General features: G+C 67.4%; 17 protein-coding genes. 11 read left to right on the top strand and 6 right to left on the bottom strand.

What is annotated here, in order from left to right; genetic code table 11:
• Nucleotides 1-13 precede the first annotated feature (13 nt).
• Genes ACZYZF_RS19225 through ACZYZF_RS19215 form a run of 3 tightly spaced genes read left to right on the top strand, consistent with a single transcriptional unit; the run spans nucleotide 14 to nucleotide 3,829 of the window.
• Nucleotides 14-1,219, top strand: a complete 1,206-nt coding sequence (locus tag ACZYZF_RS19225) for a tyrosine-type recombinase/integrase (RefSeq protein ID WP_463836507.1) — start codon at nucleotides 14-16, stop codon at nucleotides 1,217-1,219.
• Nucleotides 1,206-3,437: a tyrosine-type recombinase/integrase gene (locus tag ACZYZF_RS19220; protein ID WP_463836627.1), complete on the top strand. Its 2,232-nt coding sequence runs from the start codon at nucleotides 1,206-1,208 to the stop codon at nucleotides 3,435-3,437. Before ACZYZF_RS19225 ends, ACZYZF_RS19220 begins: the two co-directional genes overlap by 14 nt.
• A complete protein-coding gene (locus tag ACZYZF_RS19215) occupies nucleotides 3,434-3,829 on the top strand; it encodes a DUF6262 family protein (protein ID WP_463836506.1) in 396 nt (131 codons plus the stop codon). Before ACZYZF_RS19220 ends, ACZYZF_RS19215 begins: the two co-directional genes overlap by 4 nt.
• A gap of 163 nt (nucleotides 3,830-3,992) precedes the next feature.
• Here the strand turns inward: ACZYZF_RS19215 and ACZYZF_RS19210 are convergent, their stop codons facing one another.
• Nucleotides 3,993-4,646 carry a TetR/AcrR family transcriptional regulator gene (locus tag ACZYZF_RS19210; RefSeq protein ID WP_463836505.1) on the bottom strand — a complete coding sequence of 218 codons (654 nt, stop codon included), beginning with the start codon at nucleotides 4,644-4,646 and terminating at the stop codon, nucleotides 3,993-3,995.
• 148 nt (nucleotides 4,647-4,794) lie between these two features.
• Between ACZYZF_RS19210 and ACZYZF_RS19205 the strand changes: the two genes are divergently transcribed.
• The 4 genes from ACZYZF_RS19205 to ACZYZF_RS19190 all read left to right on the top strand — a co-directional run bounded on the left by ACZYZF_RS19205 (nucleotide 4,795) and on the right by ACZYZF_RS19190 (nucleotide 9,639).
• On the top strand, nucleotides 4,795-5,307 hold the full coding sequence (locus tag ACZYZF_RS19205) for a PaaI family thioesterase (protein WP_463836504.1): 513 nt from the start codon (nucleotides 4,795-4,797) through the stop codon (nucleotides 5,305-5,307).
• A 59-nt stretch (nucleotides 5,308-5,366) separates the two neighbouring features.
• The gene (locus ACZYZF_RS19200; protein WP_463836626.1) at nucleotides 5,367-5,933 is read left to right on the top strand and encodes a TetR/AcrR family transcriptional regulator; all 567 of its coding nucleotides are present in this window, start codon (nucleotides 5,367-5,369) and stop codon (nucleotides 5,931-5,933) included.
• Nucleotides 5,934-6,006: 73 nt separating this feature from the next.
• Nucleotides 6,007-6,432 carry a DUF6188 family protein gene (locus ACZYZF_RS19195; protein ID WP_463836503.1) on the top strand — a complete coding sequence of 142 codons (426 nt, stop codon included), beginning with the start codon at nucleotides 6,007-6,009 and terminating at the stop codon, nucleotides 6,430-6,432.
• 126 nt (nucleotides 6,433-6,558) lie between these two features.
• Nucleotides 6,559-9,639, top strand: coding sequence for an MMPL/RND family transporter (locus tag ACZYZF_RS19190; RefSeq protein ID WP_463836502.1), 3,081 nt, complete (start codon nucleotides 6,559-6,561; stop codon nucleotides 9,637-9,639).
• 100 nt (nucleotides 9,640-9,739) lie between these two features.
• On the opposite strand, the gene ACZYZF_RS19185 is transcribed toward ACZYZF_RS19190, so the two are convergent.
• Together ACZYZF_RS19185 and ssd are read right to left on the bottom strand one after the other, a co-directional pair.
• Nucleotides 9,740-10,810: a TadA family conjugal transfer-associated ATPase gene (locus tag ACZYZF_RS19185; protein WP_463836501.1), complete on the bottom strand. Its 1,071-nt coding sequence runs from the start codon at nucleotides 10,808-10,810 to the stop codon at nucleotides 9,740-9,742.
• On the bottom strand, nucleotides 10,807-11,886 hold the full coding sequence (gene ssd, locus ACZYZF_RS19180) for a septum site-determining protein Ssd (protein WP_463743924.1): 1,080 nt from the start codon (nucleotides 11,884-11,886) through the stop codon (nucleotides 10,807-10,809). The genes ACZYZF_RS19185 and ssd overlap by 4 nt, the downstream gene beginning before the upstream one ends.
• Nucleotides 11,887-12,306: 420 nt before the next feature.
• Between ssd and ACZYZF_RS19175 the strand changes: the two genes are divergently transcribed.
• The gene (locus tag ACZYZF_RS19175; protein ID WP_463836500.1) at nucleotides 12,307-13,164 is read left to right on the top strand and encodes an HAD-IB family hydrolase; all 858 of its coding nucleotides are present in this window, start codon (nucleotides 12,307-12,309) and stop codon (nucleotides 13,162-13,164) included.
• A gap of 427 nt (nucleotides 13,165-13,591) precedes the next feature.
• On the opposite strand, the gene ACZYZF_RS19170 is transcribed toward ACZYZF_RS19175, so the two are convergent.
• Nucleotides 13,592-14,332: a Fic family protein gene (locus ACZYZF_RS19170; protein ID WP_463836499.1), complete on the bottom strand. Its 741-nt coding sequence runs from the start codon at nucleotides 14,330-14,332 to the stop codon at nucleotides 13,592-13,594.
• Between the two features lie 126 nt (nucleotides 14,333-14,458).
• On the opposite strand from ACZYZF_RS19170, the gene acs reads away from it, so the two are divergent.
• Entirely contained in the window at nucleotides 14,459-16,420 is a 1,962-nt protein-coding gene (gene acs, locus ACZYZF_RS19165; protein WP_463743921.1) for an acetate--CoA ligase, read from the top strand.
• 44 nt (nucleotides 16,421-16,464) lie between these two features.
• On the opposite strand, the gene ACZYZF_RS19160 is transcribed toward acs, so the two are convergent.
• Nucleotides 16,465-17,118 (bottom strand): S1 family peptidase, encoded by a 654-nt coding sequence (locus tag ACZYZF_RS19160; RefSeq protein ID WP_463744187.1) that lies wholly within the window; start codon nucleotides 17,116-17,118, stop codon nucleotides 16,465-16,467.
• A 156-nt stretch (nucleotides 17,119-17,274) separates the two neighbouring features.
• Here ACZYZF_RS19160 and ACZYZF_RS19155 point away from each other — a divergent pair, with 156 nt between their 5' ends.
• Together ACZYZF_RS19155 and ACZYZF_RS19150 are read left to right on the top strand one after the other, a co-directional pair.
• Nucleotides 17,275-17,781 carry a phage holin family protein gene (locus tag ACZYZF_RS19155; protein ID WP_463743920.1) on the top strand — a complete coding sequence of 169 codons (507 nt, stop codon included), beginning with the start codon at nucleotides 17,275-17,277 and terminating at the stop codon, nucleotides 17,779-17,781.
• Nucleotides 17,781-18,758 (top strand): alpha/beta fold hydrolase, encoded by a 978-nt coding sequence (locus ACZYZF_RS19150; RefSeq protein ID WP_463836498.1) that lies wholly within the window; start codon nucleotides 17,781-17,783, stop codon nucleotides 18,756-18,758. The genes ACZYZF_RS19155 and ACZYZF_RS19150 overlap by 1 nt, the downstream gene beginning before the upstream one ends.
• On the opposite strand, the gene marP is transcribed toward ACZYZF_RS19150, so the two are convergent.
• A complete protein-coding gene (marP, locus tag ACZYZF_RS19145; RefSeq protein ID WP_463743918.1) occupies nucleotides 18,759-19,949 on the bottom strand; it encodes an acid resistance serine protease MarP in 1,191 nt (396 codons plus the stop codon).
• Nucleotides 19,950-19,956 lie beyond the last annotated feature (7 nt).

Raw genomic sequence — 19,956 nt, 5'->3', positions numbered from 1 at the left:
GGTCGGGGGGCCGGTGGCGCGGGTGCAGCGGGTGATCTTTGCCGATGAGCCCGTGACTTACACGATCGTCGGCGCGGATCATCTGCCGGTGGCCCCGGCTGCGGAGTACTTGAGGTTTCTGCGTGAGGGGGGCGCGTCCCCGCACACGGTGCGCGGCTACGCCGCGGGTTTGGCGCGGTGGTTCACGATGCTCGAGCACACCGGCCACCGCTGGGATGACTTCCCCACCAACCTGTTCGGGCAGTACCTGCAGTATCTGCGGACCGGGGATCTGCCCGGAACGCTTCGCATCGGTGCCCCCGAGATCAAGATGGTGGCCAGTTCTTTGCAGCCTCGGGCGGCCGCGGTGTTGTCGATGTATCGCTATCACGCCGATGCCGGCACCACCGAGGTGCCCTATCGGCGATTGACCACTCAGCGGGGCAGCTGGCGGCGCCACACCCGCTACGTCGGGTTCCTCGACGGCGTCGGCCCACACCGCGACGGCGAGCATCCGATCTACCCGGTGCGCAACCCCCGGCGCTCAGCCACCCCGGTCCTGTCGCCTGCTCAAGTGACCACGATCCTCGACGGCTGCTCGGTACAGCGCGACGGTGGGGACTGGACGGGTGGGCCGGCCGGGGTGCGCAACCGATTGCTTTTCGCTGTGCTGGCCGAAACGGGAATGCGCCTGGGTGAAGCCTTATCGCTACGCCACAACGATTTTCATATCGGTGCCGGTGCGACGCCGTGGATCGACATCGTGGAACGCCAAGATCATCCCCATGGCGCTCGGGTCAAGACCGGGCCGAGGCGGATCTATGTCGGCGATGACCTTGAGGCCCTGTATTCGGAGTATGTGTGGCAGCTGGTGGCGATGAACGCCGACCAGGTGGTGGCGGATCTGTCGCATCATTTTGTGTTCGTCAATCTGCAACGGGGACCGCAGTTTTCGCCGATGCGCCAGGAGAATGTCTACGAGAAGGTGCGTGGCCTGCGCTCAGCCCATCCGAGCTTGCCGCCGGATTGGTCACCGCACTGGCTGCGCCACACGCACGCCACCGCGCTGCTGCTGGCGGGGGTGCCTGAGCATGTGGTGATGCGGCGTCTGGGCCACGCGGATGTGCAGACCACCCTGTCCACCTACGGCTGGGTCACCCAGGACGCAGCGATGCGGTCGCTGGCCGGATGGAAAAACTATGTCGCCGGATGGAAAGGGCTGCACGATGGCCAGCCATGAGGACCGCCTGATCAGGCAAGCAAGCGACCTGTCCACCGCGGCGTGGCAGGGGCAGTGGGCCCAGGTGCCCGAAGGGTGGCGCCGCCCGGCCTATCAGGTCCATCTGCCCCCGGCAGATCGGGTGTTCCTGTCCCGCAAGAACGATCTGCCGCCCGCTGCGGCCGTCGGGGTGTACGACTTCACCCCGCACGCCACCCCGGCGCGGTTCGCCGACGAAATCGCCTGGTGGGTCTGGGTGTGCTACCAGGAGGGGCTGCGCAAGATCGAGCATTCCCTGCTGCGCTGGGCCACTCAGGCCATCAGCGCCGCCACGGCCGAGTACCGCAGTGCCCACGGCCGCCACCCGGTGAGCATCACTGACCTGGCGGTCACCGACATGGTGCGCCACGCGGTCGTGGTGTTCGAGCGGCGCAACGCGCGGCTGCCCGCCGGCGGCACCCGCCGCAACATTGTGGGCCTGATCGAGCATCTGCACCTGTTCTTGTCGGTGCGGGCCACCACCATCGACTGGTGGGCCTATGACACCTGGGATCTGCGGGCCGATCCACGGATCCCGCAACGCGAACACGAACCGTGCCACGAGAAATCGGTCCGGATCGGGGTGGTCGAACCGGCCTGGCTGCGCGAAGGGGTGCGGTTTTGGCTGCGCACCTGCCTGGATGCGGAGTTGCTGCGTTGGTCATCGGCAGTCGATCGTGCCCGCGAGATGGCACGCCACTTCGGCGAATTCGTGATCGAGCGTGGCTACACCGATCCGGTTCTGTCCGATGACCCGGCGCAGCTGCGCCTGATTTTCACGGCCTACAACGAATACCTGCGCTCCCCAGCCGCGGCCGCCAGACCCGACAAGCCGTTGTCTGCCACGGCGATCGGCGACAGCCAATCCCAGCTCCAGAGCTTCTACACGTTCATGCTCGACCATGCACCCGAGGCCGCCGCAGCCACCGGCGATGCGCGTTGGGAGAACCTGTCCGCGGCACACACCCGGCTGTGGGGGCCGGCGTTTCGCACCCGACGCGCCCACCGCACCCGGGAACTGACCTGGTATTCCACCGGAGACCTTCAGCAGATGCTGGCCTACCTCGACGTGCTCGCCGCCATCCGCGGCGCCCTGGTGTCGGTGACCCACCCCGATGGCACCGTGTCACTGATCAAGGGCCTCGGCGACCCTCAGGCCGCCCGGATCTGGCTGCTGCAAGCGCTGACCGGGCGGCGGGCCTCAGAAATCCTCATGCTCGACCACAACCCGCTCGAAGCGATCCCCGGAGCGCAGCGGCCCACCGCAACCGATGACCCCGATGTGTTCGTGGCCAAACTGCGCTACCAACAGACCAAAGTCGACGGAGTCATCCCGACCATCCTGGTCGAGCAGGCCGTGGTCAACGTGATCAGAGAACAACAACGCTGGCTTGCCGACACCCACCCCCAGCTGTCCCCGAAGTACCTGTTCATCGCGGTCAAACAGAACCTGGCCGGGCACCGGCCCCGCCCGTATGCGACCTATCGGGCCGCCCTGGACAAGCTCGACGTGATCCACGGGTTGACCGATACGGCGGGAAACCCGTTGCGGTTCACCCAAACCCACAGGCTGCGCCACACCCGGGCCACCGAACTGCTCAACGGCGGCGTGCCGATCCACGTGGTGCAGCGCTACCTGGGCCACAAGAGCCCCGAGATGACCATGCGCTATGCCGCCACACTGGCCGCGACCGCCGAAGCCGAATTCCTCAAACACAAGAAGTTCGGCGCCCACGGGACCGACATCGGAATCAGCCCGTCCGACATGTTGGACATGACCCAGCTGTCGGTGCGCACCGACCGGGTGCTGCCCAACGGGGTGTGCCTGTTGCCGCCACTGAAGACGTGCGACAAGGGCAACGCCTGCTTGTCGTGCGGGCATTTCGCCACCGACGCCACCCACCTCGACGAACTCAAAGACCAGCACGCCAAAACCACCGCGTTGATCGAGATCAGGCGCGAGCAGTACCGTCAGCGCACCGGTCGCGAACTCACCGATGACAACGTGTGGGTCGCTGAGCGCCTGCGCGAATTGCACTCGTTGCAAGCCATTCTGGATCGCCTGACGGCCGAGCAGGCCACCCACGCCGAAGCGATCGCCGGGGCCGGAACGGCCAACCGTATCCCGCTGCAACCTGTGGCCACCCGCGGTACGCATGATTCCGCACTGCGCAAAGCCGACCCCCACAGGCCCGCATGAGCGTCACCCAAGCGTCGCGCAAAGCGTTGGAGGCCAGCGCCCGAAAACGCAGTCACGATGTGGAAGCCCGAATCGAGCGGGCGATCAAAACGATGCGTAAGCAGGGCCTCGACATCACCATCTCCGGTCTGGCCCGCCACGCCGGAGTGTCACGCAGCGTCATCCATCGCCGCCCCGAACTGCGCGAAAAGATCCGCACGCTGGCGCCGCTGGCCGCCGCCCCCGACCTTGCGCCGCTACCGCCAGCTTCCGACTCCGAAAACAGCATCATCGCCGCGTTACGGATCCGGCTGAAGACACAAGACGGCCAGATCGCCGACCTGAAAGCCCAACTGCGCGAACGCGACCACATCATCGCGACCCTGCACGGAGAACTGGCCCGCAAGTCCTAACGCCGATACCAGCGCCCGGGATCTGCCCCCTTGCACAAACCGGTTGCGCCGCGAGTGGGAACCGTGCGCCCACACACACCGTCTAACCCCTTATGGACAGCCACCCACGCGACGAACTGCACTCAGAAGGCCTCGATCCCGACGACCCCACCGTGGCCGCACCCTAGCTGGCTGGTTGTGCGGGTCGCTGCGTGGTTTGCGCGGTGATGAAGTCGTCGACGATGCGGGTGCAGTCGTGGTGGCCGATGGCGCGTAGGCCGGTCATTCTGGCGAAGACCAGGGGGCCGACCAGTTGGCACAATGCCAGTTCGATGTCGAGTTCGCCGAGTTGGTCGAAGGTTTCGGGGCTGTGCAGGATTTCGTCGAAAGGCCGCCGGTACTGCTCGATCACCCGGGTGCGCAGCATGCTGGCAGTGGCGTGTTGGCCGGTATCGCTGTCGCTGTCGTGTGTTTCGGTGGGGCCCAACGCGGCCCAGGCCAAAGTGGTGACGTGCAGTGGCGCTTCGGCGAACAGGTCGGCTTGGCGCGAGAGCAGTTCGATGAGCCGCTCTCGCAGGGTGCCGCTGGTCGGGGCGGGCGGGATGACTTGGGGCAGCAGACGTTCGAAGGTGGCCGCGAGCAGTTGTGAGGAACTGTTGAAGTGGCGGTAGAGGGTGGTGCGGGCGACCTTGGAGGCTTTGGTGACCGCGTCGATGGTGACGGCTTCGATCCCACCGGTTTTGAGCAGGGTGGCCGCGGCGTCGAGCAGTCGGGTGCGTGACCGGGTGCGGCGCGGGTCGACGTCGTCGTCGGGTGTCGCCGCGGGTTCTGTCCCCACCTGACCTCCTGGTGTGTTCCGATCGCCGGTGCGTTGCCCCCGCTCTCCCGGTTATGGTACCGATAGTAGCGCAGCGAAACTGCTAGTACCGGCGGTATCGGGTCGGGACGCGGTGGTGGCGGGGCTGCCCGGGTGCCAGGAGGCCGTGATGGATGCTGATGAGCCGCAGCGGTTGCCGTCGCACACGCCGACCTGCATGGGCTGCGGGTCGGATAATCCGCACGGTTTGCAGCTGGAGGTGTTTCGGTGCGGCGATGAGGTGTTCGCTGATCTGGTGTTCGATGAGCGCCATATCGGTGCGCCGGGGCTGGCGCACGGTGGCGCGATCGCCGCGGCCTGTGATGACGTGCTGGGTTTTTCGTTGTGGATCGCGGCCACTGCGGCGGTGACGCGCCGTTTGACGGTGGACTATCTGCAGCCGGTGCCGTTGGGGTGTACGCATCGGCTGACCGCGCGGATCGCCTCCCGTGAGGGCCGGGCGTTGCATGTGGACGGGGTGGGGGTCGGTGTGGACGGTGTCACCCGGTTCACCGCCTCGGCGGTGTTCATCACGGTGGATGCGGCCCATTTCGCCGCCCACGGTGACATCAGCGGTTTCGGGGAGTTGTTCGCCGAGCTGACCCGCTACGGTGGCGCCGGTGACGACGCGGGGTCGCGGTGAGCGTGCCGACCGCCGCACCCCGGGACCGGGTGCGGCGCCCGCGCCGGCCGGCGGCCTCGGTGTTGGTGCGCCGCGAGGCGATCCTGGATGCCGCCTGGGCGGTAGCCTCAGCACAGGGTTTTGACGGTGTGCAGATGCGGGCGGTGGCCGCGCAGGCCGGCATTGCCGCCAGCTCCCTGTATCGGCATTTCCGATCCAAAAGCCATCTGCTGGTGACGGTGCTGGCCCGCGAATTCGAGCATCTCGACACCGAGTTCGACTGGAGTACCGGTGATCTGGCGCCGCAGGCCCGGCTGGGGCGGTTGACCACGCACCTGCACCTGGCCTGGCAGGGCAACCCGCGCCTGACCGAGGCGATGGCGCGTGCGTTCGTCGTGGCCGACGCCGAGGCCACCGGCGCGATCGAGCACGCCGCCGCGGTGATCGAGGACATGCTGGCCCGCACCCTGGGCGGGCCCACCCCCACCGCCCATGACCGCGACGTGGCCGGCCTGATCGCCGACGTGTGGCTGGCCAACCTGATCGCCGTCATCGGCGGCCGGATCGATGCGGACCTGGCCCGCGAGCGCATCGACCGCGCCACCCGACAGCTGACATCAGGGTCCGGCCCCGGTACCACCACTTAGTGAGACTAGTAGTATCGCTGCGCTACTCCCAGTACCATAAAGCGACACAATGACGTGTCGAAGGGAGCCGGGCATGCACACCCCCTGGATCGAGCGGTGCACCGTTCAGCGTGTCTCGTTGCACGACGGATTGGTGCTCGACCTCGACGACTACAACGAATTGGTGATCGCCACCCCGATCCGGCTCACCCTGCCGCCGATCGGTTCGTCTTATCCCGAAGAGCAGGTCCTCATCGATCCGGGCAACGTCTCAGCCCAGCAGCGTCCGCTGCTGGACCTGGCCGGCGCGGTGTGCACGGGGGCGTGGTGCGACGAGGACGGCGGGTTGCACCTGGGTTTTTCCCGCGGCCATCGCATCGATGTCGCCCCCCAGGAGGCCGCGACCTCCTGGGAGCTCTACGGCAAACGGCACGGCTACATGGCGTGCCTGCCCCGCGGGCGGGTGCGGGTGGTGCGCCACGACCTACCCGACGACGAATCTGACGACGCCGCAAGTTAATTCACCCCCCGACGCCCTAGACCGGAATCCATGGCACGAAAGGTCCGCACGGCCCTTCCGATCCCCGTGTGGGACTATTAGTATCGTAGCGATACCGATAGTTTCGTTTCTGTGGGAGGCGTGGGGATGGCCGATCGAACCGGAGATGCTGGGCCTTGCCGTGGCCGGCGCGGGGTCGACCTGTCCGGATCCTCGGAATACAGCGCCCGGCTGGGGCGGCTGGCGGCGTTCACGGTGGGCCACAAGGCATTAGTGATCGGTGGATGGATCGCGGCCGCGGTGGTGCTGGCGCTGCTGTTCCCGCAGCTGGAGACGGTGGTGCGCCAACAGTCGGTCGATCTGATCCCGCGTGATGTGCCCTCGTTTCAGACCGTGGACCGCATGAGCGCGGCGTTCGGTGAGCAGGGGTCCAAGACGATGCTGTTCGTCGCGATGCAAGACCCGGCCGGTCTGACCCCCGACAATCAGCTGCGCTATCAGGATCTGGTGGGACGGTTGCGGGCCGATCACGACCATGTGCTGCTGGTCCAGGATCTGCTGGCCGACCCGATCACCAGAACCCAGGCGGTCAGCGGAGACGGCAAGGCCTGGTATCTGCCGGTCGGGGTGGCCGGCACCCTCGGTGATCCCACCGCGGCCGAATCCGTGCAAGCCGTGCGCGACCTCACCGACGCGGCGTTCGCCAACACGTCCACCACGGCCTATGTCACGGGGCCACCGGCCACGTTCGCCGATCAGATCTCCTCAGCCGAGCACGATCTGGTGTTCATCTCGATCGCCACCGCCGGGCTGATCGCCCTGATCCTGCTGATCGTGTACCGGTCGGTATTCACCGCGCTGCTGCCGCTGCTGGTGATCGGGCTCAGCCTGGCCGTCGGGCGTGGGGTGCTGTCTGCCCTCGGCGAACTCGGCATGCCGGTCTCGCAGTTCACCGTGGCGTTCATGACCGCGATCCTGCTCGGCGCCGGCACCGACTACACCGTGTTTCTGATCAGCCGCTACCACGAACAACGCCGCGCCCAGGTGCCCGCCGATCAAGCGATCATCGCAGCCACCGCCAGCATCGGCCGGGTCATCTTGGCCTCGGCGGGCACCGTGGCCCTGGCCTTTCTGGCCATGGTGTTCGCCACCTTGAGTGTGTTCGCCGGACTCGGCCCGGCCTGCGCGGTCGCCGTGGCAGTCGGATTCGCCGCCACCGTCACCCTGCTGCCGCCGGTGCTGGCACTGGCGGCCACCCGCGGCATCGGCGAACCCAAACCCGACCGCACCCGACGCTACTGGAACAGCGTGGCCGTGGCGGTGGTGCGCCGCCCGGTGCCGCTGCTGGTCATCAGCCTGACCATCCTGGTGGCACTGTCAGCGGCCGCGGCGACCATGACCATCAGCTACGACGACCGCCAAGGACAACCCGCCACCACCGCCAGCAACCAGGGCTACCAGCTGCTGGACCGCCATTTCCCCAAAGACGTCGTCATCACCGAATTCCTCGTCGTGGAAAACCCGACCGACATGCGCACCGGCAAAGCCCTGGCCGACCTCGACGAGATGGCCTCACGCATCGCCCAAATCCCGGCCGTCACCCGTGTTTCCGGGGTCACCCGACCGGCCGGGCAACGCCTCGACCAAGCCCAACTGTCCTGGCAGAACCGACAAATCGGCGACAAGATGGCCGACTCGGTCGCCCAGGGCAACGACCGGCGCAGCGACCTGGACAAACTCACCGACGGCGCCGACCAACTCGCCGACGGCCTGGCCCAACTCGACACCACCGTGCGCACCGCGCTCACCCCCCTGGGCGGTGTACTCACCCAAGCCGGTACCGCCGGAAAGAACATGCAACGCTTCGGCCCACTGCTGCAACAACTCTCAGCCACCGCACCCGAGGTCGACACCGCCATCCAAGCCGGCCCCGGCATCCGGCCCCTGGCCGAACGAGCCCAGACCGCCATCGCCGCCCTCGACCCGCTCGTCACCGCACTCAACACCTCACCGTGGTGTGTGACCACCCCGCAATGCACCCAGATCCGCGACCAGGTCACCGTGCTGACCACCCTGCGCGACAACGGGTTTTTCACCCAACTCGCCACCCTGGGCGACCAGTACAACCCGGCCACCAACGCCACCGTCACCGGCACCCTCACCGAACTGCAACACACCGTGGCCGCCATGAACAGCGCCTTCAAAACCCTCGGCAACCCCGAGAACCTCGCCGCCAACATCGGCCGACTCCAACACGGCATCGGCCAACTGGCCTCCGGCGCACGCGCCCTGGCCACCGGCGTGCACACCCTGGCCGACAGCAACATCCAAATGCTGTCCGGGATGAGTCAAATCGCGGCCCAACTGCAAAACTCCGCCCGCGCCACCGCCGGATCCGACGCCGCCACCGGCTTCTACCTACCCCCCGAAGCCTTCGACAACCGCCAATTCGCCGACGTCGCCAAACACTTCCTCTCACCCGACGGCAAAACCGCCCGCTTCGCCATCGACACCAGCACCGACCCCTACAGCGGCGAGGCGATGAACCTGGCCCGCCACATCACCGACGTCGCCAACACCGCACGCCCCAACACCTCCCTGGCCCACGCCACCGTCTCGGTTGCCGGATTCCCCGCCGTCAACTCCGACATCCAACGCCTACTCTCATCCGACTTCACCCAACTGGCCATCGCCACCCTGGTCATCGTCGGACTCATCCTCATCGCCCTGCTGCGCGCCCTGATCGCCCCGCTATATCTGCTGGGCACCGTCGTGCTGAACTACCTGGCCTCACTCGGTATCGGGGTCATCGTCTTCCAATGGATCCTCGGCCACCAAATCGCCTGGCCCGTACCACTATTAGCGTTCATCATCCTCGTCGCCGTCGGCGCCGACTACAACATGCTGCTCGTATCCCGACTCCGCGAAGAATCCACCCACAACATCCGCGTCGGCGTGCTGCGCACCGTGGCCACCACCGGCTCCGTCATCACCTCCGCCGGCCTCATCTTCGCCGCCAGCATGTTCGGCCTGATGATCGGATCGATCGCCATCATGATCCAAACCGGCCTCATCATCGGCTGCGGACTCCTACTGGACACCTTCCTCGTGCGCACCCTCACCGTCCCAGCCATCGCCACCCTGCTCCGCCACGCCAGCTGGTGGCCACAACGCCCCACCACACACCCCACACGCCCCACACGACAACCAGCCACCGCCACAACCTGACACCGCCAACAGATTCCAACCACCGCCACACGCGGCATTCCCGATTCACACCGATCCGCCGAAACCCGCCGCCGCGGAACGCAGATCATCGAGTACAGCACTACAGATAAACCTGTCGCCCACGGTCGCAAACACAATCCCCACCACCGTCAGCGACAGTCGAGGACACCCACAACCGACCTACAGATAACACGGCGGCGGCCAACTGACTGATCAGCGCCGCACGGTCCAGACCGCCGAGTGCGCCGAGGGCCTCCAGCCGGGCCGGAACTTCGGCCGGGTTGTTGGCATGCACGGTGCCCGCCCCGCCGTCATGCCCGGTGTTGAGCGCGGCCAGCAGATCCACCACCTCGGCTCCGCGAACCTCGCCGACGACGATGCGGTCTGGGCGCATCCGCAACGCCTGCCTGACCAGATCGCGCACGGTGACCTCACCGACGCCCTCGATGTTGGCGCCCCGGGCCACCAGCTTGACCAGATGGGGATGCGGCGGAGCCAGTTCCGCGGCGTCCTCGACACACACGATGCGTTCGTGGGCGGGAACGGCACCGAGTGCCGCGGCCAGGAGAGTGGTCTTACCGCAGCCGGTGCCGCCCGAGATCAGGAATGCCAACCGCGCCCGGATGATCGCCCGCACCAGATCGGCAGCGTGTGCAGGGATCGCGCCGGAACGGGTGAGGGTGTCGAGGTTCTGAGTGGCCGGGCGCAACACCCGCAGCGACAGGCAGGTTCCCTCGGACGCCACCGGAGGCAGCACCGCATGGAGCCGCACGGTGAACGGGCCGATGCCGCAGAGTTGACCGTCCACCCAGGGCTGTGCCTCGTCGAGACGGCGCCCGGCCAGCAGCGCCAACCGTTGGGCCAGCCTGCGGACCGCGCTCTCGTCGGGGAAACACACTGCGCTGCGGTGCAACCCGCTGTCGTCGTCCACCCACACCGCGTCGGGGGCGGTGACGAGAACATCGGTGGTGGTCGGTGCGCACAACAGTGGTTCCAGGACGCCGGCCCCGGTCAGTTCGGTCTCCAACAGCCGCAGATTGCTCAGCACCTCGGTATCTCCGAGGAGGCCGCCGGACTCCGCCCGGATCGCCGCGGCCACCACGCCGGGGCTGAGTGGAGAGGCTTCGGCCACCAGCCGTTCGCGTACCCGGTCGATCAGCGAGGTGTTCACGCCGGCTCCTGCACCGGGTGCCGGGCCAGGACCGACAGCACCCGCCGCGCCGCCGAGCCGAGTGGCGATCGTGACCGCACCCGTAGGCCGCCACGCTCCAACACCTCGGCGATACCGGCCTGTGGTCGCATCGCAGCGAGCAGCGGCAGGTCCACGATGCGGGCCACCTCGGCCGCCCGCAGCCCGCCCGGTGACGGGCCGCGCACCACCACACCGGCATTCGGGTTGCAGGCCAGCACCCACGGCCGTGCGGCAGCTGCGGCGGTACACGACCGCACGTCGGCCGGTGTCACCAGCACCACGAGATCTGCTGCGTTCAAAGCGGTTTCGGCCGCCTCCGTGGCGCGCCGCGGCACATCGCACACCACCGTGACGCCGCCCCGGCACCCCGCCTCGATGACCGCCGCCACCGGCCCGGCCTCGATATCGGCTCCCGAGCGCCCGCTGGAGAGCACGCTGACCCCGTCACGGCAGGGCAGCGCGTCGCGCAGTGCCGGATAGCCCAACCGCCCGCCTTGCAGGGCCAGGTCCGGCCAACGCAGGCCGGCAAGGTGCTCACTGCCCGCCACCAGGTCGATCCCCCCACTCCACGGGTCGGCCTCGATCAGTAACGCGGCCGGCGCCGATTGAGCCAGAGCCACCGCGAACACCGATGCCCCGGCACCGCCTCTTGCGCTCACCACTGCCACCGCGGGGCCGCGACCGCCGTCGTCGCAGCAGGCCGCCTCGGACAGGGCCGCCACCAGGTCGGCGTCCTGGGCCGGCAGTGTCACCACGTGTTGTGCGCCGACCGAGATGGCGGCCTGCCAGTCGTCGGGCCGCGGGTCGTCACGACCGACGAGGACCACCCGGGTGCGACGGGGCAGCCCCCGGGCGGCGCACCGCAGGGCGGCCGCGGCATCGAGCAGCACCGCGGCGGCAGCCGTCCAGGCCTTGCGCCCGGACGGGTCGTCGAGGACGACGAGCCCGACGCCCGCGGCAGCGGCCACCCGGGACACGTCCTCACGCAGCTGGGGGTCGCCGATCAGCGCCAGCACGGTGCCGGACGGGGTGATCGAGGCGATCGGAGTGGCCATGTGCCCACCCTGCGGGCAACGACGGGGTCGGCACCATCACCAATTCACGGATTGTGGATGAATTGCGCGCTGTGGATCAATCCCGAGCGCAGAACACGCCGGGCGACACGCTGAAAATGCTATTCCGCAACCACCGAGGCCGGGCCGGGAAGAATTTTCCCCCCAGAAAAGGGACGACCCCCGCCAGGGGGGGAGGAGGCGGAGGTCGTCGTGTATCAGCCCCGGGGGGTCGGGCTGATACACCCTCGGCATAAGCCGAGTAATGCTCACTATACACACGGAACTGCCAAAACATGCAAGAGACACCGCTGCGGGCTACCGCGGTGATCCGGCAATCACCGTCCGAAAGAATGTGTCTTGAACTGCCATTTTGCGTTGCCGGTCGGATAACTGGTCGCACGTGCCTCTATGCTGGCGCTTGTGACCGCATCCGATCGGGCTGCCGGGGAATTGATCGCACAGCAATCCGGGCCGCTCGACCGTCGGCCGGTACGCACAGCGGCCTTTTTCGACCTCGACAAGACCGTCATCGCCAAGTCCAGCACACTCGCTTTCAGCAAACCTTTCTTCAATCAGGGTCTGCTGAACCGGCGCACCGTTCTCAAGTCGACGTACGCCCAGTTTCTGTTCCTGATGTCCGGTGCCGACCACGATCAGATGGACCGGATGCGCAGCTACATCACCAACATGTGCACCGGTTGGGATGTCGAGCAGGTCAAGTCGATCGTCGGCGAGACCTTGCATGACATCGTCGACCCCCTGGTGTTCGCCGAGGCCGCCGAGCTGATCGCCGACCACAAGCTGTGTGGCCGCGACGTCGTGGTGGTTTCGGCCTCGGGCGAGGAGATCGTCGCGCCGATTGCCAGGGCGTTGGGCGCCACCCATGCGATGGCCACCCGGATGGTGGTCGAAGAGGGTCGGTACACCGGCGAGATCGCGTTCTACTGCTACGGCGAGGGCAAGGTCGAGGCGATCCGCGCTCTGGCCGCACGTGAGGGCTACTCCCTCGACCACTGTTACGCCTACTCGGATTCGATCACCGACGTTCCGATGCTCGAATCGGTGGGCCACCCCACCGCGGTGAATCCCGACCGGGGACTGCGCAAGGAGGCCGCTTCACGCGGCTGGCCGGTGTTGACCTTCACCCGGCCGGTGTCGTTGCGCGACCGGTTCCCGGCGCCGTCGGGGGCCGCTGTCGCCACCACCGCGGCCGTCGGCATCAGCGCCTTGGCGGCCGGCGCCCTGACGTACTCGCTGCTGCGCCGCTTCACTTCCTGAGCTACTGCATGTAGTAGCTGAAACCCAGGCGTAACGATCGGAACTCGGGTGCATTTCACCCTTGCTGTGACCGTGGTCACGTAGTACAAAGGAACCACGGAAGCTTGGATGAGGCCAAGGTGTAGCCGGAAGAGAAGGCTAAATCTCCCGAACCAGGCTCCCTAGCACGGGTCCGGCACCCACGCGGAGCACATGCCGCGGAATAGGCAAAAGTGTTGCGGGCCTGCGTGATTGCGAGGAGCGGACGGCCACGACGGCCCTTTGGGTAGGGTTGCAGCCGAAGCGCATCGCAAGGACGCCGAGGCCACCCACGCAACCCACGTTGGCACGCTTGGTAACCGGTATCCGTGCTAGCGGGCGACGAGCCGAGACACTGTTTCGGACCGTCGCCCGCTTTCGTTTGCTGCCAGTAGTTCGAGCGGCAGCCTCAGCCTGCCGCCGACTGGGCGATCTGCAACGCCTCGCGCGCACCGCCCTTCAGTGCCTCACTGCTGAGCAGCAGCCACGCGGTCAGCCCGTCCGCTGTCCCGGAGGCGAATCCCCGTGCAGCAGCCCGGTACTCCCCCGACTTCCGCATCCAGTGCACCTCGGGGACACCAAGACCGTGCGGATCCAGCCCGCTGGCGATGGTCACCAGGCGCGACACCGCGCGTGCCACCACCCCGTCGGCGGTCCCAAATGGAGCCAGGGTGATGAGTTCGCCATGGGCGACCGCGGCCAGCACCGGAGCAGGCACCTTGGAGCCGCCGGCCACGATCTCGGTCAGCAGCTCGAGGCGGCGTCCGACGTCGGGGTCGGTCCGTGGCCGGCCCAGATGCTCGTCATCGGTGAGGTCGGCCGCGGCCAACGCGTGCAGCCGGGCCAGCGCCTGCATCGGCGCCCGCTGCCACACACCGACAAGCGAGGTAGCGCCACCTTCCAGCGCCTCGGCGACGCGGATGGCGCCTGCGGTCACCGAATCGGGTTCACCGTCGGCGGACAACTGCAGGGCCCCGCCGTCGAGCACTGCGGAGGCCCGCGCCGCACGCATGGCGGCCTCGGACGCCGTCTGCGGCCAGCCGCGCAGATTGAACTTGTGTCGATGCGCCCGGCCCAGGGCCTCACGCGCCTCGTCGCTGGCCGCAGAAACACCGGGCAGGTCGACCAGCGGTGCGAGTGGATCGGTCATACGCGAAACGCTAGCGGACCGCTGAACTCCGTCACGCCGACCGTTGGGCGCATCAGGACCGCCGCCCACCCGGCATCTTGTGACGTCCCAACGCCGGTGCAACGTTTGGTGACTACGCTCACACCCATGTCAAACGCGCCAGCGACGCCTATCGAAGTTCCGTCAGCCTATCCGCCGCCTGCCGATTTCGCGGCCAATGCCAACGCGACGGGCGAGTTGTACGCCGAGGCCGAGAAGGACCGGCTGGCGTTTTGGGCTGCCCAGGCCAACCGGCTGAGCTGGCAGACCCCGTTCACCGAGGTGCTGGACTGGTCGGAGGCTCCGTTCGCGAAGTGGTTCACCGGCGGCAAGCTCAACGTGGCCTACAACTGCGTGGATCGTCACGTCGAGGCGGGCAATGGCGACCGGGTCGCGATCCACTGGGAGGGCGAGCCGGTCGGCGACGCCCGCGACATCACCTACGCCCAACTCAAGGACGAAGTCAGCAAGGCCGCCAATGCGCTGGCCGCCCTCGGCCTGACCGCCGGCGACCGCGTCGCGATCTACATGCCGATGGTGCCCGAGGCGATCGTGGCGATGCTGGCGTGCGCGCGCCTGGGCGCCATGCACAGCGTCGTGTTCGCCGGGTTCTCAGCGTCGGCTCTCAAGGCGCGGGTTGAGGACGCGCAGGCCAAGCTCGTCATCACCACCGACGGCCAGTACCGGCGCGGTAAGGCCGCCTCGCTCAAAGACGCCGTCGACGATGCCGTCTCGGACCAGCCGTCCGTCGAGCATGTGCTGGTGGTGCGCCGCACCGGCATCGACGTGAACTGGACCGAGGGTCGCGACCTGTGGTGGCACGAGACCGTCGACAAGGCGTCGGCCGAACACACCCCGGAAGCATTCGACTCCGAACAGCCGCTGTTTTTGCTGTACACCTCCGGCACCACGGGCAAGCCCAAGGGAATCGTGCACACCTCGGGCGGCTACCTGACCCAGGCGGCCTACACCCACTACAACGTGTTCGACCTCAAGCCCGAGACCGACGTGTACTGGTGCACCGCCGACATCGGCTGGGTCACCGGCCACACCTACATCACCTATGGCCCGCTGGCCAACGGCGCGACCCAGGTGGTCTATGAGGGCACCCCCACCTCGCCGACCGAGCACCGTCACTTCGAGATCATCGAAAAGTACGGCGTGACAATATATTACACCGCGCCCACGTTGATTCGCACCTTCATGAAGCTGGGCCGGCAGATCCCGGCCGACCACAATCTGTCCAGCCTGCGGCTGCTGGGTTCGGTGGGCGAGCCGATCAACCCCGAGGCCTGGCGCTGGTACCGGGAAGTCATCGGCGCCAACAAGACTCCGATCGTGGACACCTGGTGGCAGACCGAGACGGGCGCGATCATGATCTCCCCGTTGCCCGGTGTCACCGCGGCCAAGCCCGGCTCGGCGATGACCCCGCTGCCCGGCATCTCGGCCAAGATCGTCGACGACGACGGCAACGAGCTGGTGCCCGGCGCCGACGAAGCCGAGCACGTCACCGGCTACCTGGTGCTGGACAAGCCGTGGCCGGCGATGCTGCGCGGCATCTGGGGCGATCCCCAGCGGTTCAAAGACACCTACTGGTCACGCTTTTCCGAACAGGGCTGGTACTTCGCCGGTGACGGCGCCCGCTATGACGCCGACGGCAACATCTGGGTACTGGGCCGCATCGACGATGTCATGAACATCTCCGGGCACCGCATCTCGACCGCCGAGGTGGAATCAGCTCTGGTCGGCCACTCCGGGGTAGCCGAAGCGGCCGTGGTCGGCGCCAGCGACGACACCACCGGACAGGCGATCTGCGCGTTCGTCATCCTCAAAGCCTCCGCGCACGGCGGGGCCGACACCATGATCGAGGAACTGCGCGCCCAGGTGGCCACCGAGATATCCCCGATCGCCAAGCCGCGAGAGATCCACGTGGTGCCCGAGCTGCCCAAGACCCGCAGCGGCAAGATCATGCGCCGGCTGCTGCGCGATGTGGCCGAGGGCCGCGAACTCGGTGACACCTCAACCCTGGTCGACCCCAGCGTGTTCGAGGCGATCCGCGCCGGCAAGTAACTCTGCCGAGCAGTCCCCCCGCTTGCGGGGGACTGCTCGCGGGATCACGGAATCGGGACGAAACCCGTTCCCGGTCGGTTCTTGGCGGTGATGTCGGCCAGCTGCGTGTTGAACGACATCGTCACTGCGGGCGTGTGAAGGGGCACGAACTTCACCACGCAGGTGGGCAATTCCTCGCTGTAGGCGCCGTGGATCATGCCGACCAGCCGGTTGTTGACCGTGACGGGCGCGCCCGAGTCTCCCGGCTGGCCGCACACCTGGTTGACGATGGTGCCCGGGTCCTTGCCCGGACCCCAGGTGACGCCACACGAATAGCCGGTGGTTCGGCCGAGCTTGCAGGCCACTTCACCGAACGCCGGGTCCGGCCCGAGCCCGTCGATCTGGAAACCGTTGACGTTGTTGGTCGGCGTCACCTTGGCCGGATCGAACTGGATGACGGCGTAGTCCAGCCCCTCATTGCCGGCCACCATCGTGCCCACCACTCCGGCGCTGTCGGCACCTTCAGCCGACACAGTGGCACCCGGCCCGCCGCAGTGTGCCGAGGTGAAGCCGATGAGCCGGCCGGCGTTGTCGTGCCCGATCGCTGTGAGGGTGCAGAACGCGTCGCCGTTGACGACGATCCCCGAGCCACCACCCAGTACCACCGGCGGATCAGCATGTGCAGGGGCCGAAGTCAACAACGCAAGGAGGGCGATGATCGGCGCACCAATGTGCAACTGCCAGCGGTGTCTGCTCGTCAAGTGTCCTCCGATCGACGCGCCCGACCCGCGCAACTCAAGAATGGGGTCAGTCTACTAAGAGCCGGATGTCGGCCGGGATCGTTAACGGCTTCGCCGCATGGCAACATGAACGCCATGAGCACTGGCGACCGCAGGGACGGCGTTCCGACGACGGTGACCTCGATTCCGCTCGTCGACCCGCATGCCCCCAAGCCGGACCCCTCGATCGGTGACCTGGTCAAGGACGCCACCGCGCAGGTCTCCACCCTGCTGCGCGCCGAGGTGGAGCTGGCCAAGGCCGAGATCACCCGGGATGTGAAGAAGGGCCTGACCGGCAGCGTGTTCTTCATCGCTGCCCTGGTGGTCCTGTTCTACTCGACCTTCTTTTTCTTCTTCTTCCTGGCCGAGCTGCTGGACACCTGGCTGTGGCGCTGGGTGGCTTTCCTGATCGTGTTCGGCCTGATGGTGCTGACCACCGGTGCGCTTGCGGTGTTCGGCTTCCTGAAGGTGCGACGGATCAAGGGCCCGCAGCAGACCATCGAATCGGTCAAGGAAACGCGCGAGGCACTGACGCCCGGCCATGACAAGGCCGCGCTGCCCGCTATCCAGACCACACCGGCCTCCGATCCGTCAGGCTGGTAATGGCTCCACCCGCCCCGTCGGTCGCCAGGATCGAGGGGCCGTGGCGGCATCTGCAGGTGCACGCCAACGGTATTCGGTTTCATTTGGTGGAGGGCGAGCGCTCGCAGCCCGACCGTGTGAGAGAGGGCGAGGCCGGTGAGCTCTCTCAGGCGGACCGCCCGCTGGTCATTCTGCTGCACGGTTTCGGCTCGTTCTGGTGGTCGTGGCGTCACCAACTCACCGGGCTGACCGGCGCCCGGGTGGTGGCGGTCGACCTTCGCGGCTACGGCGACAGTGACAAACCGCCTCGCGGTTACGACGGCTGGACCCTGGCCGGGGACACCGCCGGGCTGGTGCGCGCACTGGGGCACAAGACCGCGACGCTGGTGGGGCACGCTGACGGTGGCCTGGTGTGCTGGGCGACCGCGGTGCTGCATCCGCGTGTGGTCAACGCGATCGCCCTCGTCAGCTCGCCGCACCCGGCGGCGCTGCGGGCCTCCACCTTGACCCGTCGCGACCAGGGGCGCGCCCTGTTGCCGTCGATGCTGCGCTACCAGCTGCCCGGGTGGCCGGAACACGCGCTGACCCGCCACGACGGCGCGGAGTTGGAGCATCTGGTCCGTAGCCGGGCCGGAGCCAAATGGCAGACCAGCCAAGACTTCTCCCTCACCATGGGCCATCTGCGTCAGGCCATCCAGATCCCGGGGGCCGCGCATTGTGCACTGGAGTACCAGCGGTGGGCGGTGCGCAGCCAACTACGCGGCGAGGGCCGGCGGTTCATGCGCTCGATGAAGCGTCCGGTCAACGTGCCGGTGCTGCACATGCGCGGTGACGCCGACCCGTATGTGCTTGCCGACCCGGTACACCGGACGCAGCGCTATGCGCCGCATGGACGGTACGTATCGATCACGGGCGCAGGGCATTTCGGCCATGAAGAACAGCCGGACGCGGTCAACGAGCAGCTGAGCCGGTTCCTGGCCCAGCTGCACGCCAACTGATCAGGAGTTGATGCAGGTTCCGGTCGCGACGCGCTGGGTGTTGCCGATCTTGGCCAACTGATGTTCGACTTCCTTGGCGGTCAGTACAAACCCGGTGTCGGCGTCGTCGACTGCCGCACCGAACACCACACCCAGCACCTTGCCGGCCCGGTTGATCATCGGCCCGCCCGAATTGCCTTGCCGCACCGTGCCCCTGACCGTGTAGACCTCACGGGTGACGGTGGTGGTGCGGTAGATGTCGGGTCCGTTGAGCTCGATGATCTCGCGCACGCGGGCCGGGGTGGCCAGGAAGTCACCGCCGCCCGGGTAACCCATCACCACGGCGTCGGTGCCCTTCGGAGCCGGTTGTTCGGCGAACTGCAGCGGGGTGATCGGCAGATCCGGAACGTCGAGGATGGAGATGTCGGCGTTGGGGTCGTAGGACACCACGCCCGCGTCGTAGGTCTTGCCGTCGGCCTCGATGGTGACGCTGTCCGCACCGGCGACCACGTGGGCGTTGGACATCACTCGGTTGGGGGCGACCACGAACCCGCTGCCCTCAAGCACCTTCTGGCAACTCGGCGCGACACCGCGGATCTTGACCACACTTGCCCGGGAGGTCGTCACCACCGGGTCGGTGGCCAGCGCGGCGTCCGGGGCGTCGACGTTGACGATCGGGGTGCGGCTGAACGGTTCGAGCACATCGGGCAGCCCGGAGGTGTCCAACAACGCCGACAATCGGTTGGGCACTGAGCGCAGCCAGTCCGGCGCCACCTTGTCGACCTCGGTGAGCACCCGCGAATTCTTCACGGCCGCAGCGAGATTCGGCTGATCGGAGGAGGTCAGCAGGCTACCCAGCAACCAGGACGCGACGAGGACGGCGACCAGCATCAGGCTGACGCCGACCGCCGAGTCCAACACCCGGAACAAGGGGTTTCGGATGGTGCCGCGCACGGCACGGCCCAGCACCACGCCGGCGATCTCACCGATCACCACGAGGGCGAGGATGAGGAACAGGGTGGCGAACAGTTTGGTGCGGTCGCCGCTGACGTGAGGGATCACGTGCGGTGCCAACAGCACGCCTGCCACCGCACCCAGCACCACCCCGATGAAGGACAGCAGGGAGCCGAGTGCGCCGGAACGCCAGCCGGAGATGGCTGCGACGAACCCGATGCCGAGGATGGCGAAATCGAGCCAGACCGAAGGTGTCATCTATATC

It is taken from the genome of Mycobacterium sp. IDUB_24, assembly GCF_055419385.1.
The sequence above is the reverse complement of the archived record's forward strand: the minus strand, read 5'-3'. Positions and strand labels throughout refer to the sequence as shown.